The 16,272-nt window shown below is 37.2% G+C and carries 14 protein-coding genes and 2 pseudogenes; 7 read left to right on the top strand and 9 right to left on the bottom strand.

The window, feature by feature from the left end; translation table 11 throughout:
* The 4 genes from nudF to HMPREF2644_RS08175 all read right to left on the bottom strand — a co-directional run bounded on the left by nudF (position 1) and on the right by HMPREF2644_RS08175 (position 3,667).
* Complete coding sequence (nudF, locus tag HMPREF2644_RS08190; RefSeq protein ID WP_070828389.1) at positions 1–633, bottom strand: ADP-ribose diphosphatase; 633 nt, start codon at positions 631–633, stop codon at positions 1–3.
* Between the two features lie 187 nt (positions 634–820).
* Entirely contained in the window at positions 821–2,140 is a 1,320-nt protein-coding gene (gene xseA, locus HMPREF2644_RS08185; protein ID WP_070828388.1) for an exodeoxyribonuclease VII large subunit, read from the bottom strand.
* Position 2,141: 1 nt separating this feature from the next.
* On the bottom strand, positions 2,142–3,356 hold the full coding sequence (locus HMPREF2644_RS08180; RefSeq protein ID WP_070828387.1) for a ribosomal protein uL16 3-hydroxylase: 1,215 nt from the start codon (positions 3,354–3,356) through the stop codon (positions 2,142–2,144).
* A 2-nt stretch (positions 3,357–3,358) separates the two neighbouring features.
* A complete protein-coding gene (locus tag HMPREF2644_RS08175; RefSeq protein ID WP_005649214.1) occupies positions 3,359–3,667 on the bottom strand; it encodes an RnfH family protein in 309 nt (102 codons plus the stop codon).
* A 166-nt stretch (positions 3,668–3,833) separates the two neighbouring features.
* Here HMPREF2644_RS08175 and pth point away from each other — a divergent pair, with 166 nt between their 5' ends.
* The 3 genes and pseudogenes from pth to HMPREF2644_RS08160 all read left to right on the top strand — a co-directional run bounded on the left by pth (position 3,834) and on the right by HMPREF2644_RS08160 (position 7,500).
* Positions 3,834–4,418, top strand: coding sequence for an aminoacyl-tRNA hydrolase (pth, locus tag HMPREF2644_RS08170; protein ID WP_070828386.1), 585 nt, complete (start codon positions 3,834–3,836; stop codon positions 4,416–4,418).
* A 48-nt stretch (positions 4,419–4,466) separates the two neighbouring features.
* Entirely contained in the window at positions 4,467–5,558 is a 1,092-nt protein-coding gene (ychF, locus tag HMPREF2644_RS08165; protein ID WP_070828385.1) for a redox-regulated ATPase YchF, read from the top strand.
* Positions 5,559–5,632: 74 nt separating this feature from the next.
* Positions 5,633–7,500: pseudogene (locus HMPREF2644_RS08160) on the top strand (acyltransferase family protein).
* A gap of 42 nt (positions 7,501–7,542) precedes the next feature.
* On the opposite strand, the gene rnd reads toward HMPREF2644_RS08160, so the two are convergent.
* The 5 genes and pseudogenes from rnd to HMPREF2644_RS08135 all read right to left on the bottom strand — a co-directional run bounded on the left by rnd (position 7,543) and on the right by HMPREF2644_RS08135 (position 13,695).
* Positions 7,543–8,685 carry a ribonuclease D gene (gene rnd / locus HMPREF2644_RS08155; protein WP_070828384.1) on the bottom strand — a complete coding sequence of 381 codons (1,143 nt, stop codon included), beginning with the start codon at positions 8,683–8,685 and terminating at the stop codon, positions 7,543–7,545.
* Positions 8,686–8,740: 55 nt separating this feature from the next.
* Positions 8,741–10,431 (bottom strand): annotated as a pseudogene (gene fadD, locus HMPREF2644_RS08150) (long-chain-fatty-acid--CoA ligase FadD).
* 42 nt (positions 10,432–10,473) lie between these two features.
* On the bottom strand, positions 10,474–11,025 hold the full coding sequence (locus HMPREF2644_RS08145) for a Slp family lipoprotein (RefSeq protein ID WP_005652218.1): 552 nt from the start codon (positions 11,023–11,025) through the stop codon (positions 10,474–10,476).
* Positions 11,026–11,049: 24 nt separating this feature from the next.
* Positions 11,050–11,760 (bottom strand): tRNA (adenosine(37)-N6)-threonylcarbamoyltransferase complex dimerization subunit type 1 TsaB, encoded by a 711-nt coding sequence (gene tsaB / locus HMPREF2644_RS08140; RefSeq protein ID WP_050838644.1) that lies wholly within the window; start codon positions 11,758–11,760, stop codon positions 11,050–11,052.
* Positions 11,761–11,772: 12 nt separating this feature from the next.
* On the bottom strand, positions 11,773–13,695 hold the full coding sequence (locus tag HMPREF2644_RS08135; RefSeq protein ID WP_070828383.1) for a DNA repair helicase YoaA: 1,923 nt from the start codon (positions 13,693–13,695) through the stop codon (positions 11,773–11,775).
* 326 nt (positions 13,696–14,021) lie between these two features.
* Here HMPREF2644_RS08135 and ybgC point away from each other — a divergent pair, with 326 nt between their 5' ends.
* From ybgC to tolA, 4 genes are all read left to right on the top strand, one after another.
* A complete protein-coding gene (gene ybgC / locus HMPREF2644_RS08130; protein ID WP_005649192.1) occupies positions 14,022–14,432 on the top strand; it encodes a tol-pal system-associated acyl-CoA thioesterase in 411 nt (136 codons plus the stop codon).
* A gap of 16 nt (positions 14,433–14,448) precedes the next feature.
* The gene (gene tolQ / locus HMPREF2644_RS08125; RefSeq protein ID WP_005649191.1) at positions 14,449–15,135 is read left to right on the top strand and encodes a protein TolQ; all 687 of its coding nucleotides are present in this window, start codon (positions 14,449–14,451) and stop codon (positions 15,133–15,135) included.
* Between the two features lie 70 nt (positions 15,136–15,205).
* Entirely contained in the window at positions 15,206–15,625 is a 420-nt protein-coding gene (gene tolR, locus HMPREF2644_RS08120) for a colicin uptake protein TolR (protein WP_005649190.1), read from the top strand.
* A 15-nt stretch (positions 15,626–15,640) separates the two neighbouring features.
* The coding region (tolA, locus tag HMPREF2644_RS08115; protein WP_070828382.1) for a cell envelope integrity protein TolA at positions 15,641–16,272 on the top strand (632 nt) is incomplete at its 3' end.

Below are 16,272 nucleotides of genomic sequence, written 5' to 3'. Positions count from 1 at the left end.
CTAACTACGTTTCCAACTTTGTTGTAACTGAGCATAATTTAATTGAAGCCACTGCAATCCAATCACTGCAATGCCATTATCAATTTTCCCCTCGCACATCCATTGATACGCCTGTTCACGTTTTACTACGTGCACTTTAATGTCTTCATTTTCTTCAGCCAAACCGTGAATGCCTTTTGCTTGTGAGCTATCCACTTCGCCTGCAAATAAATGAATCCGCTCCACTATGCCACCTGGGCTATCCCACACACTTAAACAATGCGTTAAATTTTTGACTTGAATTCCCGCTTCTTCTTCACTCTCACGCAAAGCAACTTCTTCTGGCTTTTCGCCTTTTTCCACCATACCTGCAATTAATTCGAGTAACCAAGGCGAACGATTAGATTCTGGATGATAAGCCGCACCAATACGAACTTGTTCGACTAAAATCACAGAATCTTCTTTTGGATCATAAGCGATAACTGCTGAGGCGGCACCTTTAATCAGTAATTCTCGGGTTACGACGCCACTTTGCCCCCCAGCAAAAAGCTTATGTTTAAATTGAATTCGTTTGAGTGTGAAAAAACCCTCATACAAAGTTTGTTCGCCCAATATTTCTATATCTTGTTGGCTAAAATGTTGAATTTCTGACATCTGTTTTCTCCAAAACTGCACGCAAAATCATACGCTTAAAAGACTACAAAAAAAATAGAAGGTTTCCACTTTTTGTTGAAAGTTTGAAGTGAGTCACAAAATAAAATACCGTGATAATTTATTCAATAATCACGGCATTCTTTTTTCGTAAGATAATGTTTTACTCCATTTTTACAAAATAAGCATCCTACAAAACCTTACTCATAATTTTTCCATCAGCCACTTGGGTTGTAATGAAATCCCCTTGATTGACATCTTTCACGCTAACAATGGCTTTTCCTTGTGGGTTTTCCGCAATGGAATAACCTCTTGCCAATACTTTCAACGGGCTTAAACCATCCAATTTTCCGCATAACGTTGCCAGTTTATTTTGACGCTCCGTCACTTGGCGATTTACGCAAAAATTTAATCGCACTTGCAACTGCTCTAAGCGTTGTTGGTGACGTTGCACTCGATATGGCAATGGATTTTGTTTCAAACGAGAAGAAAGTGCGGTCAATTTTTGTTGTGTATTTTCAAACTGACGTAACATAGCAAGTTGCAAACGATGCGCAAGCTGTTCATTTTTCGCTTGTTGAGCGCGTAGCTGATTCTGTGGATGTTGATTGTGCAATCGTAAGGCAAGCTGTTTCAAACGCTGGCTTTTTCGCGTAAATAAACGATCAAATGCCATATCTAAACGTTGCTGTTGATGGCGAAGTTGTTGCAATAATTCATCTTGATTACGACTAACTAATTCAGCCGCAGCAGAAGGGGTCGGCGCACGAAGATCTGCAACAAAATCGGCAATCGTCACATCTGTTTCGTGTCCCACCGCACTGATAATGGGTAAGGTTGAACGAAAAATCGCTCGCGCCACTTCTTCTTCATTAAAACACCAAAGATCTTCTAATGAACCACCACCACGACCCACAATTAATACATCCACTTCTTGTCGCGCATTAGCAAGTTCAATCATTTGCACAATTTCTGCAGTCGCCTCTTTGCCCTGAACCGCAGTGGGATAAATAATAACTTTTAAACTTGGATCACGGCGTGCCAAAATATGCAAAATATCTTGCAATGCAGCTCCTGTAGAAGAGGTAATAATCCCAACTGCTTTACTAAAGTGCGGTAGATTTTTCTTGAGATTTTGAGCAAATAAACCTTCCGCTGCCAACTTCATTTTTAACGCTTCAAATTGCTGTTGCAATAATCCCTCGCCTGCAGGGTGCATAGAATCAATAATAAGTTGATAATCGCCACGAGGCTCATATAAACTCACATTGGCACGCACAAGCACTTGCATTCCATTTTGCGGACGAAAAGCTACACGCAAATTTTTCATACGAAACATTGCACAACGCACCTGTGCATTTTCATCTTTCAGCGTTAAATACCAATGCCCAGACACAGGTTGGGTAAAATTGGAAATTTCCCCCGTTAGCCAAATTTGGGAAAAATGCCCCTCCAACATCTGACGCGCGGCAGAATTCAGTTGAGAGACGGAATAAATATTGTCTGACATATTATTCAATTAACGCCCACCCATCATCAACCCAGTTACAAATGGAATCCAACAACAAATCCATTGAAGTTTCGGGATCTTCGGTTTCATTCACTAAATTAGATAGAAATACCCAATCTAAACTTTCGCCGTCAGACAAGCGTTTTAATACTTCGCTCTCAATTATATTAAGTTCATCTAACCATTCGCCGTTCGCATAAATTCGCAACGGATTTTCGGTGTAAAGCAATTTACAATTGTTGTCTTGAGAAAGGAATGCACCATCTTCTTCTAAAATTGACCGCACTTCATCGGGATCGCACATTTCATCAGAAACCAATAACTCATAACGACGAGAACTTACCGCACTTGCTACGGCTTGTTTAAATAACGTATCAAAAGCTTTTGAATTAGCCAATTTATCCAATAAAAGCTGTTTCATCGCTTGAATATTTTCATCTGCAAGTTTACCTGTAGCTTGTACAGACTGGCTTAAACGTAGCGGTAAATCAAACTCGCTTAAATTCAAATCAGGATCTTGATGACAAAAACCTTTGCTTATGCCATCAATCAAATTGCTTAAATTTGGATAACGCAAGCCAAAAGAAAAGGTTAAACAATCATCTTCAGCCACGCCATAATGCGCCATACGGGCTGGAATATAGAGAATATCCCCTGGATTCATCACTTCATCAATGACTAATTCGCCCATATCATCAAAAATTCGGATCGATTGATTGGGTTTAAATTCAGTGCTTGCATCACACCATTTACCCACTTGCCAACGACGATGACCATAGCCTTGCACTAAAAATACATCATATTCATCATAATGCTTACCAACGGAGCCACCTTTCGGCGCGTAAGACACCATAATATCGTCACGTTGCCATTGAGGAATAAAGCCAAATTTGTTCCAAAGTTGCCCTAATTCAGGCGACCATTGCTCCAAATTTTGAACTAACACCGACCATTTTTCTGGCAATTGTTGGAAATCCTTTTCGCTTAAAGGGCTAAAAAAAACTTTCCAATCATCATCAGAAAATGTCTTCACTAAACGAGCTGTCACATCTTCATTTTGCGCGAGCTCAATAATATCTTGTGGCTCAAACTGCCCAATAATTTCAGGCAAACCGTTCCGAATTACAAGTGGCTTTTTCTGCCAATAATCACGTAGAAAAATTTCTGGCGTGATATGTTCAGGTAAACAAAAATCAACGGATGAAAGTGCGGTCATTTTTAAGCTCCTTTTTCTTTGTCTTTGGCTGCAGCTTGCTCTGCTGCACGTTTACGGCGAATTTCTTTCGGATCAGCAAGTAATGGACGATAAATTTCAATACGATCGCCCTCTTTTAATACATCAGTCAATTTTATTGGACGACTGAAAATCCCAATTTTATTTGTGCTCAAATCAATCTCTGGAAATTGGCTTAAAATCCCTGATTGCGTAATCGCCGTTTGCACGGTGATTCCTTCATCAACTTGAAAAGATTTCAAATAATAACGTTCGGGAAAAGCATAAGCGATTTCAATGTTAATCTGATTCATTTTTACTTCTTTGTTAAAAAATTTTAGCCATTATAACGGAAAAGTGCGGTGACTTTTAATGATAAATCATGCGCAATAAATTACCTCTTTGTTTCCGCCTTATAGATTGAGAATTTAAGGCTTTTTCGCTACAATACGCCACTATTTTTTACATCATCAAATAAAAATGTCAGAAATAAAACTTATTGTTGGTTTAGGCAACCCTGGCGATAAATATACAGATACACGCCACAATGCAGGCGAATGGCTTATTGAACGCTTGGCACGTCGTTTTAACGTTTCACTAAATCCAGAAAGTAAATTCTTCGGAAAAACTGCCCGCACTTTAGTGAATGGAAAAGAAGTACGCCTTTTAGTGCCAACAACTTTTATGAATTTAAGCGGTAAAGCAGTTGGCGCATTGGCAAGTTTTTACCGTATTAAACCTGAAGAAATTTTGGTTATTCACGATGAACTAGATTTACCTTCTGGCATCGCAAAACTCAAACAAGGCGGTGGACATGGTGGGCATAACGGCTTAAAAGATATTGTGGCACAACTAGGCAATAACAATAATTTCTACCGTTTACGCATTGGCATTGGGCATCCAGGCCATCGTGATTTAGTGGCAGGTTACGTCTTAAATAAACCATCGCCAGCAGATCGCAATGCACTTGAAAAAGTACTAGATGAAGCCACTGATTGTGTGGAAATGATTTTCAAAGATGGAATGGTCAAAGCGACCAATCGTTTAAACAGTTTTAAAATTTAAAAGTGCGGTTAGTTTTACAACCGTTTTACTCAAAATAAGGGAAAAATTATGGGATTCAAATGTGGTATTGTGGGATTGCCAAATGTCGGCAAATCTACTCTTTTTAACGCACTCACTAAAGCTGGCATTGAAGCCGCAAACTATCCATTCTGTACTATCGAACCAAATACGGGTGTCGTGCCAATGCCAGATCCACGTTTAGACGCATTGGCAGAAATCGTTAAACCTGAACGCATATTACCTACCACGATGGAATTTGTGGACATCGCAGGCTTAGTTGCAGGTGCTAGCAAAGGCGAAGGCTTGGGTAATAAATTCTTAGCAAATATTCGTGAAACCGATGCAATTGGTCACGTAGTGCGTTGTTTTGAAAACGATGACATTGTACACGTTGCAGGGAAAATTGACCCACTTGATGATATTGACACTATCAACACTGAATTAGCCTTAGCTGACTTAGACAGTTGTGAACGAGCAATCCAACGTTTACAAAAACGTGCAAAAGGTGGCGATAAAGAAGCTAAATTTGAACTTTCCGTAATGGAAAAAATCCTTCCTGTGCTTGAAAATGCTGGAATGATTCGTTCTGTTGGGTTAGATAAAGAAGAATTGCAAGCAATCAAGAGTTACAACTTCTTAACGTTAAAACCAACAATGTATATCGCAAACGTAAATGAAGATGGTTTTGAAAATAATCCATATTTAGATCGCGTTCGTGAAATTGCCGAAAAAGAGGGCGCTGTTGTTGTTCCTGTATGTGCAGCGATTGAATCTGAAATTGCAGAACTTGACGATGAAGAAAAAGTCGAGTTTTTACAAGATTTAGGCATTGAAGAACCAGGATTGAACCGTGTAATTCGTGCAGGATATGCGCTTTTAAATCTTCAAACTTATTTCACTGCTGGCGTAAAAGAAGTACGAGCTTGGACAGTTTCAGTCGGTGCAACCGCACCAAAAGCAGCCGCTGTAATCCACACCGACTTTGAAAAAGGCTTTATCCGAGCAGAAGTTATCGCTTACCAAGACTTTATCCAATTCAACGGTGAAAACGGTGCAAAAGAAGCGGGTAAATGGCGTTTAGAAGGCAAAGATTACATCGTACAAGATGGCGATGTAATGCACTTTCGATTCAACGTGTAAAAACACATAAAAAAATAACCGCACTTTTGACGCAGAAATAAAGGTGCGGTTTATATTTTTATTAAAGGAATATTATGTCATCTATTAAATATCGTCCAGAAATTGATGGACTACGCGCAATTGCTGTTATTTCAGTCATTATTTATCATCTTAATGAAAACTGGTTATCTGGTGGTTTTCTTGGGGTGGATATTTTCTTTGTTATTTCTGGTTTTCTGATTACGGGTATTATTATCACAGAAATTCAACAGAATTCTTTTTCGCTTAAACAATTTTATACTCGACGTATTAAACGAATTTATCCTGCTTTTATTACAGTGATGGCATTAGTGTCTTTCATTGCGTCTGTTATTTTTATTTATAATGATTTCAATAAATTAAGAAAAACCATTGAATTAGCTATTGCATTCCTATCTAATTTCTATCTAGGATTAACACAAGGTTATTTTGATTTAAGTGCAAATGAAAACCCTGTATTACATATTTGGTCATTAGCCGTAGAAGAACAATACTATCTTATTTTTCCACTTATCCTCATTTTAGCTTATAAAAAATTTAGAGAAATTAAAGTATTGTTTATTATAACGCTAATTTTGTTTTTTATTTTACTTGCGACATCTTTTGTTTCAGCTAACTTTTACAAAGAAGTATTGCATCAGCCTAATATTTATTATCTCTCTAACCTAAGATTTCCCGAATTACTTGTAGGACTTTGTTGGCAATTTATCATAATCTTTCAAACAAGGTTCAATTGAGTAAGCAAGTAAATAATATTCTGGCTATCTTAAGTACATTACTATTATTTTCCTGCTTATTTTTAATGAATAATGATATTGCATATATTCCAGGTATTACTTTAATTCTCCCTTGTATTTTTACAGCATTAATTATTCATACCACATCACAAAATAACATCGTTAAATTATGTTTATCTAATAAAGCAATAGTGTTTATTGGAAAAATTTCTTATTCTCTTTATTTATATCATTGGATTTTTATTGCGTTTGCTTATTATATAACGGGCGAAAAACAAATTAATAATCAATCTATCGCTATAGTAATAGTATTAACAATAATTTTTTCAGTTCTAAGTTATTATTTAATCGAACAGCCAATTAGAAAATCAAAACTAAACTTTAAACAAAGTTTTCTTTATATTTATTTTATTCCTTCTCTTTTACTCTTAGGATTTAATCTTTATAAAAGACAAACAATACGAGCTGAAAAAGAACACATTGAACAATCAATTCCTGTTTCTAATGAAAATCATTATCCTGCTAAGGTCATTATTTTAGGCGATTCTCATTCTTCACATTTAGAAGCTTTTCTAAACTATGTGGGAAATAAAGAAGGCTGGAAAGCAGATATTTTCAAAGATAAATTTGAATGTAGCTTTATTGTGAATGAACAATATCAATTAGATCCTAATTGCCAATCTGTATGGCAGAAAGATTCTCAATATAAAGCGATATTTATTTCAGCATTTTATGACTTGAGAATGGGCGGACAGCCAGTACCTCGTTTTAGACCCGAAACTTTCATTGAACCAGACTTTAAAGCGCGTTTTAAAAACACAGTGAAACAACTAGCGATGCAAAAGCCCGTATATGTTTTTGCTAATAATAGTTCAGTAAGTCGTTCTCCGCTGCGTGGTTATTTATTAGAAAATTATGGGCTTGAAAAATATTTAACGCCAATTCATCGTATGGGCGATATTGATGCGAGTAACAAAATCATTCACGATTTAGTCAAAGATATTCCTAATGTTTATTGGGTAGATGCTCAACAGTATTTACCAAAAGATAGTGTTATGGCAGAAGGAAAATACTTGTACGCTGATCAAGATCACTTAACAAATTTTGGTGCTTACTATATGGCAAAAGAATTTAGTAAATACCAACGAGTGATGACACCTGAACAAGTGAAAAAACTCTACGAGTAAAAACGAAAAGCGTTGAGCTATTTGCCCAACGCTTTTTTATATCTACTTAAGTACATCAACTAACTTTTCACCAATAGGTTTTCGCCAGCCAATCAGCAACTTTGGTAGTTTATCTTGAGAACAATCATATTTCCAAACCCATTTAATTAATTCTTCCAAAGTACGTTTACTTGCAACGATTTCAGGGGTTAAACCTTTTGGTGTTAAGCTATTCACTTTTTCTTGTAATAATCGAATTGTTTTTTTATAACGAGGATCTTCAGAAATACGTTCAATAGGTTTTGGATAGTCATTAGAAGAAACACGTCTTGCTTGAGCAAGTAATTGCAAAATCTTTTTACCACGTACACGTACTTCATTTTCAGTTAATCCCATTTCTAACATTTCAGATGTATTACGTGGATTATTCTTTGCCACTTTCCAAAGATGTTCTGATTTCACAATATAAGAAAGTGCTAAATCACGTTCTATTGCCACGTTTTGTCGCCACTGTGCCAAAATTCTTAAACGAGACAATTCCAATGGATTTAATTTCCAAGCATTTGGAATATCTAAATACGCTTTTTCTGAATCTCGCTCTTGTAATTTATGCGTTTTAGCAAGAACAAGTTCGCAATCATCTCTTACTGCTTGTTCCCAAGGTGTTTTCGCTAACTCTTTTTCAAGAATATGATAAAGCGGCAACAAATACCAAACATCGCCTGCGGCATATTGAAGTTGAATATCAGAAAGGGGGCGTTTGATCCAATTGGTGCGAGTTGCACCTTTATCGATTTCTACATTTAAGTATTGTTGTGCTAATTTTGCCAATCCTGCTGATGTGCCAAGCCCAAGAAAGCGCGCCATAATTTGCGTATCAATCATTGGGCGTGGAAGCTGATCAAATTCTTGTAAGAAAACCAATAAATCTTCACTACAAGAATGTAAGACTTTTAATACTTTAGGATTGGCTAACAATGCGATAAAAGGAGAAAAATCCGTAATCGCTAAAGGATCAATTAAAGAGACGCGCTCGCCATCATAAAGTTGGATTAATCCCAACTTAGGAAAATAAGTGGAAACACGCATAAATTCTGTATCTAAGGCGACCGCACTTTTCATCTGAGCCAAATTACAAACTTCTAATAGCGCAGCATTATCTGAAATGACTCTAAAGTGCGGTGGATTTTGACATTCTTTTATCATAGTGACTTTTTATTTGAAAAGAACAAAAATGGGATATTGCTATCCCATTTTGACATTAATGTTTTGAACGTTTTGCGATCTCTTCATCGCGTAAAACCCGACGTAAAATCTTGCCAACATTAGTTTTTGGCAGTTCGTCTCGAAACTCAATTTCTTTTGGCACTTTATAGCCTGTGAGATATTGACGACAATGGTTGCGAAGTTCATCACGAGTTAAGCTATCGTCTTTTTTCACCACAAAGATTTTTATCGTTTCGCCAGAAACTGCGTGAGGAACACCAATTGCCACAGCCTCAGACACTTTGTAATTCAGCATAACGACATCTTCAATTTCATTTGGATAGACATTAAAGCCAGAAACCAAAATCATATCTTTTTTACGATCTACAATGCGTAAGCTATATGATTCATCCATAATGACAATATCGCCAGTCGCCATCCAACCGTCTTTTAACACTTCACTGGTTGCTTCTGGTCGTTGCCAATAACCTCGCATTACTTGATCGCCTTTCACCCATAATTCGCCAGCTTCGCCAATTTTTGCATCAGAGCCATCATCTTTAATGATTTTTATATCCGTATTTGGCACTGGCACACCAATAGTGCCATTATGTTTCACAACATTAATCGGACAAGCGGCGATTAATGGCGAACACTCCGTCATTCCATAACCTTCAATGATGTTACAGCCCGTCAATTCATGCCAACGTGTTGCCACTGATTGTTGAATAGCCATACCGCCACCTACAGAAAGTTTTAAAGCTGAAAAATCAACTTCTTTGAAATTTTCATTATTTAACAACGCATTAAATAAGGTATTCACACCAGTGATTGCTTCAAAACGGTATTTTTTCAACTCTTTCACAAATCCTTCAATATCTCTCGGATTGGTGATTAAGATCGCCGTGACACCTAACTCTAAAAATAATAAGCAGTTTACCGTTAAGGCAAATACGTGATAAAGAGGCAAGGCTAAAATAGAGCTGAACGAGTGCGAGAATGATCACCGATAAATGGCTCAGCAATCCATTTTGCTTGGAAGACATTGGTTATAATATTTTCGTGCGTCAGCATTGCACCTTTCGCTACACCTGTTGTGCCACCAGTATATTGTAAAAAGGCTAAATCCTCACGCGATATTTCTGGACGAACATATTGGCGATATTTACCAATACTCAATACTTCACGGAATGTTACTGCGTGCGGTAATTTATATTTCGGCACGAGTTTTTTCACATATTTCACGACAAAATTGACTAAAGTACGTTTACCAAAAGAAAGTTGATCGCCCATTCGGGTAAGAATAACGTGTTTGACATTGGTATTGAAAACGACTTTTTCCAAGGTAGAAGCAAAATTTGATACCACGACAATCGCTACCGCACCACTATCTTGCAACTGGAGCTCTAATTCTCTCGGTGTGTAAAGAGGATTGACATTTACTGCAATTAAGCCAGCCCGCAAAATACCAAAAAGTGCGATAGGATATTGCAATAAATTTGGCATCATTAATGCCACGCGATCACCACGTTGAAGTTTAAATTCATTTTGCAAATACGCGGCAAATGCACGACTGCGCTCTTCTAATTTACGGAAAGTAAGTACTTGCCCCATATTAATGTAAGCGGGGCGATCTGGATGTTCGCGTGCTGCTTTGTCGAACATATCCAAAATAGATTCATATTTTGAGGTATCCAGAAATTTTTCAGAACCTTCTGGATAATTTTGAAACCAAATTTTTTCCATTTTTTATCCTAATTTGTTGGAAAATCTTTAAGATTTTATCATTTAATTCAAATAATAGTGAATTTCAGGCTGAACATACCAAGGGCGATGTCTCCATCTAAAAAATCCCCAATCATCGTCTTCATCCCAATCATCTGTTGGATACTCATAGATGGTACTGAGTGTCCAAATACGGTATTTATCCGCTTGAACAACAGGATAAGTATAATCAGCTTGTTCTATTTTGCCTTTCTCTGTTCCTGCTAATTGACCACCTACAGTAATATAACGTTCTTTTAAATTTTCAGGCTCAACAAAACCGTTGAAATACACGATAAAGCGACCATCGGATTGCAATTCAACAAATGGTTTACCTGAAATTGATGATACGGGTAAACTTAACACTTCAATTTTTGTTTGATTTGCTAAAACGGTAGTATTGACAATTTTTCCTCCAAGTCGAACTGTTTTACAATGACAGGTCAAATCCTGAGGAGAAATCTCGCGATAGGAATTAATTGAGAATCGCTCTTTTTCTAACCCTTTTGGTGGTGCAATACAGCCCGTTAATCCAAAACAAAGTGCGGTAAAAAATAAGGTGATTTTTCCTTTCATTTTCTATCCTCCAGTTATTTAAACTTATTCACGTCCTGGTAATTTTTTCCAAGTAACCTCGTTTCGCAAATAAATCGGTTCAATCTCTAAAGCTGAAATTGTGTGTTTTTGCAAAAATTCTACTCGTGCAAGTTCTAACATATATAAGGCATTAGGTAGTTCTATATCTGAGCCAGTTAGATTTTTTTCAGTAAATTGAGAATAAGCAGCCCAACCTCTCCCTACTCTAAATGCGTTATCATTTTGAAGCTGATTAATCGCTTGTTCTGGAGAACAAACTTGTTCGCTAATGATTTCTCGCCATTGAAAAACTTCCCCAAAATCTGACCGCACTTTTTCTCTCACTACTTGAGAAAAATAGACTTCATTCATTCTGGCATCAATTGCGGCAACGACATTTTCTGCTTGATGTAATTCAAATGCCGCCTGTGCCATTGCGGTTAAATTTGAAATTGGAATGACAGGCAAATCCGCACCAAACGCTAAACCTTGTGCAATCCCAGCACCAACACGAACACCAGTAAAACTACCAGGCCCACGCCCAAAAGCTAAAGCATCAACTTGATTTAAACCTAAACCCGAATTTGCCAAAATTTCATCGATCATAGGTAAAATTCGTTTAGTGTGTGTGCGTTGTGCTAGTTCATTAATATGTGTTTTCTCACCACGATACAATAAAGCGACTGAACAGGCTTCAGTAGAGGTGTCCAACGCCAATAAAGTTAAATTTTGCATTATTATTCTCGTTTACTTATTTTGTAAGAATTGTATCACTTTGTTGAGATCACGGGTACGACTTGAGTTAGGTAAACTTTTCAAAAAAGTTTCGCCATAATTGCGCATCACTAATCGATTATCACAAATAATCACAACCCCACGATCTGTAATATCACGAATTAAACGTCCAACGCCTTGTTTCAAGGTAATTACCGCTTCAGGAATTTGAATATCATTGAATGGATCGCCACCTTGTAAACGACAATCCTCAATGCGAGCTTTCAACAAAGGTTCATCTGGCGCGGTAAAAGGAAGCTTATCAATAATGACTAAAGAAAGTGCATCGCCACGTACATCTACACCTTCCCAAAAGCTAGAAGTTGCCACCAAAACGCTATGCGTTTCTTTTATAAATTGTTCGAGTAATTTGCCTTTTGAGGTTTCGCCTTGTAATAAAATCGAAAGATGACTTTTTTCACGGAAATATTCAGCTAAACCACGCATCATTGAATAGGAAGTGCAAAGAACAAAGCAACGCCCTTTGTTTGCTTCAATCACGGGTAATAACATTTCGCCTAGTGAATTTAATGTATTCACTTGATTAGTATTCGGCAAATATCGAGGCACACAAAGCAAAGATTGCTCAGAATAATTAAAGGGACTATATAAAATTTTTTGTGTCGCATTTTCAATGCCTAAACGTTGGCAGAAATGATTAAAAGTTCCCCCCACTTCTAATGTCGCAGATGTGAATATCCAAGCGGCTTCTTTCGCTTCGAGCTGAGCACCAAATTTATCGGCCACTGTCAATGGCGTAATATGTAAACCAAACTGGCGACCATTTCCTTCATACCAATAACAATAACCCACAATATTTGTTTCTGATAAACGTTTGAGTTGGATTTTAATGGACTCAACACGCTCAAAAATACTGTCTAAAGTTTGGGAACGACCAAGTGCTAATTTAATTACTTCAGCTAAAAAATCTATTTTCTCTTGTAATAATTCAAAGGATTTTTTCACCGCACTTTGCCTGTAAAGCTCACGCCAATTTCCTCGAACATTACTCCCATTACCCAGTAATAAACGAAAATCTTGTACCACTTTCAGTAAGGTATCAGATGTTGTGCCAAGCTGCTGCATATCCTTGAGTTCTGTGCGATAGACAATATTAATATCCTTGCATAAATCAAAAAGCTGGCGTGATGTTAAAGATTGACCAAAATATTGACTGGCAATATCTGGTAACTGATGAGCTTCGTCAAAAATAATCACTTCTGCATTTGGAATGAGTTCGCCAAAACCACTTTCTTTCACAGCCATATCAGCAAAAAATAAATGATGATTAACTACAACCAAATCAGCATTTAATGCTTTTTTACGCGCACTTGCTACATAACATTCTGAATAATTAGGGCAATCGGTGCCTAAACAACTTTCAGCTGTACTCGTCAGTTGAGGAATAATTGGGCTATCTTCTGCAAGCTCGATACATTCTGTGAAATCGCCTGTTTTAGTACTATTGTTCCATTTTCGTACTTTACTTAATTCAGCTAAAACAGACTTATCTCCAAGCACACCTTGAGCAATCACTTGATCTAAACGCTCTAAACAAAGATAGTTTGCCCGACCTTTTAGCAACGCAATTTTTCCCGTGAAATTAAGGGCTTTTTTAATAGCTGGAAGATCTCGATTAAAAAGCTGATCTTGAAGATTTTTAGATCCTGTAGAAATAATGGTTTTTTTACCAAAAACTAAAGCAGGCGCCAGATATGCAAAGGTTTTTCCTGTCCCCGTTCCAGCTTCAACTACAAGAGAAGATTTATTTTGAATTGCTTTACCTACAGCATGTGCCATTTCAAGTTGTTCAGCTCGAGGACGAAAACCTTTGATATTTTGGCTTAATTCGCCATTTAGTGAGAAAATATTGGCAATTTGATTTTCGTAATCCATCTAGTAAAACATATTTTTAAAGTAAATAACCGCGAAGATTGTCGCATAGAAACGCTAAATATCAAGAATAAAAAATACTGGTGGTTTAAGATTACATAGAGGCTATTTTTAAAGAACGGTTATGCTTTGAATGGTTTTTGCTCAATGAGAAAGGTTAAAAATGATTTGTCATTACCTTATCTTTTGCTAGTCAGGCTAAAAGTGCGGTAAAAATTTTAGATGTTTTAAAATGAATAAAATCTTATTGAGTTTTTTCATAGATAGCTTGCTTATCCCAAAAACTGGTTCTAGAATACAGGGTTTATTGCGACCAATTGGGTGAGAATATGTTGGATAATTGCTTTTCTTTTCCTGTTCGTGTGTATTATGAAGATACTGATGCAGGTGGCGTAGTGTATCACGCTCGCTATTTGCATTTTTTTGAACGAGCAAGAACAGAATATTTGCGTACATTAAATTTTACGCAACAAACCTTACTAGAGGAACAACAACTCGCATTTGTTGTCAAAACGCTCGCCATTGATTATTGCGTGGCAGCAAAATTGGATGATTTACTTATGGTGGAAACAGAGGTTTCAGAAGTAAAAGGGGCTACAATCCTTTTTGAACAGAGACTGATGCGCAACACCCTGATGTTATCAAAGGCTACTGTTAAGGTAGCCTGTGTTGATCTAGGCAAGATGAAACCTGTGGCGTTTCCCAAAGAAGTTAAAGCGGCGTTTCATCACTTAAAATAATTTTTCGGAGTATGCAATGACTGCAGAATTGAATTTTTTAGATCTTTTTCTAAAAGCAAGTATTGTTGTGCAACTGGTAATTGTGATTTTGATTTCTTTCTCAATCATATCTTGGGCAATTATTATTCAACGTAGCCGTATTTTAACGAATGCCTTAAAAGAAGCACGTACGTTTGAAGATCGTTTCTGGTCAGGAGAAGATTTAAATAAACTTTATGAAGGGCTATCTAATCGTCGCGATGGATTAACGGGTAGCGAACAAATTTTTTGCGTGGGATTTAAAGAATTTTCACGTTTAAAACAAGTAAATCCAGACGCACCTGAAGCGATTATTAAAGGCACAATGCGCGCGATGAATCTTGCGATGAACCGTGAGATTGAAAGTTTGGAAAACCGAGTTCCATTCTTAGCCACAGTGGCATCTGTTAGCCCTTATATTGGTTTATTCGGAACTGTTTGGGGTATCATGCACGCTTTTATGGCATTAAGTGGTGCAAAACAAGCAACGTTACAGATGGTGGCACCAGGTATCGCTGAGGCCTTGATTGCCACTGCGATTGGTTTATTTGCCGCAATTCCTGCAGTAATGGCTTATAACCGTTTAAGCTTACGAGTGAATGCCATTGAACAAGATTACGGTAATTTTATTGATGAATTTACGACGATTTTACACCGTCAAGCCTTTGGTAAAGCCCCTCACTAAAAATAGGGAAAATTGACCGCACTTTGAAGAAAAAGTGCGGTAAAAATAAGTTAAAATTTTAGAGGAATATATGGCTCGTCGTCAGCGTAAAGCAATTAAATCTGAAATTAATATTGTGCCTTTTTTGGATGTGCTTTTAGTTTTAGTGTTAATTTTTATGGCAACCGCCCCTATTATTAGTCAAAGCGTTCAAGTTGAATTGCCTGATTCTGTGCAAAGCCAAGAGGTTTCTAATGAAGATAAAGTCCCCGTCATTCTTGAAGTGGCAGGCATTGGAAAATATGCGATTTCTATTGGCGGAGAACGTCAAGAAGGTTTAACAGAAGAAATGGTTACTCAATTATCTAGACAGGAATTTGATAAGGATAATAATACACTATTTTTAGTAGGCGGAGCTAAAGAAGTGCCTTATGAAGAAGTGATTAAGGCATTGAATTTACTTCATCTTGCAGGCATTAAATCTGTAGGTTTAATGACAAATCCCATTTAGCTAAGTAGGTAACACGTGCAAAATAATCGACAAAAGAAAGGAATCAATGCTTTTGCTATTTCTATCCTTTTGCACTTTATCTTGTTTGGCTTATTGATTTTAAGTTCACTTTATCACACTGTTGAAATTATGGGTGGTGGAGAAGGTGAAGGAGATGTAATAGGGGCAGTGATTGTTGATACGGGTACGGCTGCTCAGGAATGGGGGCGTATTCAACAACAAAAAAAAGGGCAAGCGGATAAACAAAAACGCCCAGAACCTGTTGTGGAAGAAAAACCACCTGAGCCTAATCAAGAAGAGATTAAGCATCAACAAGAAGTTCAACGACAAGAAGAGTTAAAACGTCAGCAAGAACAGCAACGTCAGCAAGAACAGCAACGTCAGCAAGAACAACAACGTCAGCAAGAAATAAAAAAACAACAAGAGCAAGCTCGTCAAGAAGCGTTGGAAAAACAGAAGCAAGCTGAAGAGGCTAAGGCTAAACAAGCGGCTGAAGCTGCAAAATTAAAAGCAGATGCAGAGGCTAAACGTTTAGCTGTTGCGGCAAAACAAGCTGAAGAAGAGGCTAAAGCGAAAGCCGCAGAAATTGCTGCTCAAAAAGCAAAACAAGAGGCGGAAGCTAAGGCAAAACTAGAAGCGGAAGCTAA

This window comes from Haemophilus sp. HMSC071C11 (genome assembly GCF_001837655.1).
Taxonomy (GTDB): domain Bacteria; phylum Pseudomonadota; class Gammaproteobacteria; order Enterobacterales; family Pasteurellaceae; genus Haemophilus; species Haemophilus influenzae.
The sequence above is the reverse complement of the archived record's forward strand: the minus strand, read 5'-3'. Positions and strand labels throughout refer to the sequence as shown.

Bases quoted from the DNA above. Each gene is read 5' to 3' on its own strand.
- tsaB (WP_050838644.1), bottom strand. From the start codon at position 11,760: ATGCAAAATTTAACTTTATTGGCGTTGGACACCTCTACTGAAGCCTGT.
- nudF (WP_070828389.1), bottom strand. From the start codon at position 633: ATGTCAGAAATTCAACATTTTAGCCAACAAGATATAGAAATATTGGGC.
- tolR (WP_005649190.1), top strand. From the start codon at position 15,206: ATGGCTCGTCGTCAGCGTAAAGCAATTAAATCTGAAATTAATATTGTG.
- HMPREF2644_RS08175 (WP_005649214.1), bottom strand. From the start codon at position 3,667: ATGAATCAGATTAACATTGAAATCGCTTATGCTTTTCCCGAACGTTAT.
- HMPREF2644_RS08145 (WP_005652218.1), bottom strand. From the start codon at position 11,025: ATGAAAGGAAAAATCACCTTATTTTTTACCGCACTTTGTTTTGGATTA.
- HMPREF2644_RS08180 (WP_070828387.1), bottom strand. From the start codon at position 3,356: ATGACCGCACTTTCATCCGTTGATTTTTGTTTACCTGAACATATCACG.
- ychF (WP_070828385.1), top strand. From the start codon at position 4,467: ATGGGATTCAAATGTGGTATTGTGGGATTGCCAAATGTCGGCAAATCT.
- tolQ (WP_005649191.1), top strand. From the start codon at position 14,449: ATGACTGCAGAATTGAATTTTTTAGATCTTTTTCTAAAAGCAAGTATT.
- ybgC (WP_005649192.1), top strand. From the start codon at position 14,022: ATGTTGGATAATTGCTTTTCTTTTCCTGTTCGTGTGTATTATGAAGAT.
- HMPREF2644_RS08135 (WP_070828383.1), bottom strand. From the start codon at position 13,695: ATGGATTACGAAAATCAAATTGCCAATATTTTCTCACTAAATGGCGAA.
- xseA (WP_070828388.1), bottom strand. From the start codon at position 2,140: ATGTCAGACAATATTTATTCCGTCTCTCAACTGAATTCTGCCGCGCGT.
- rnd (WP_070828384.1), bottom strand. From the start codon at position 8,685: ATGATAAAAGAATGTCAAAATCCACCGCACTTTAGAGTCATTTCAGAT.
- pth (WP_070828386.1), top strand. From the start codon at position 3,834: ATGTCAGAAATAAAACTTATTGTTGGTTTAGGCAACCCTGGCGATAAA.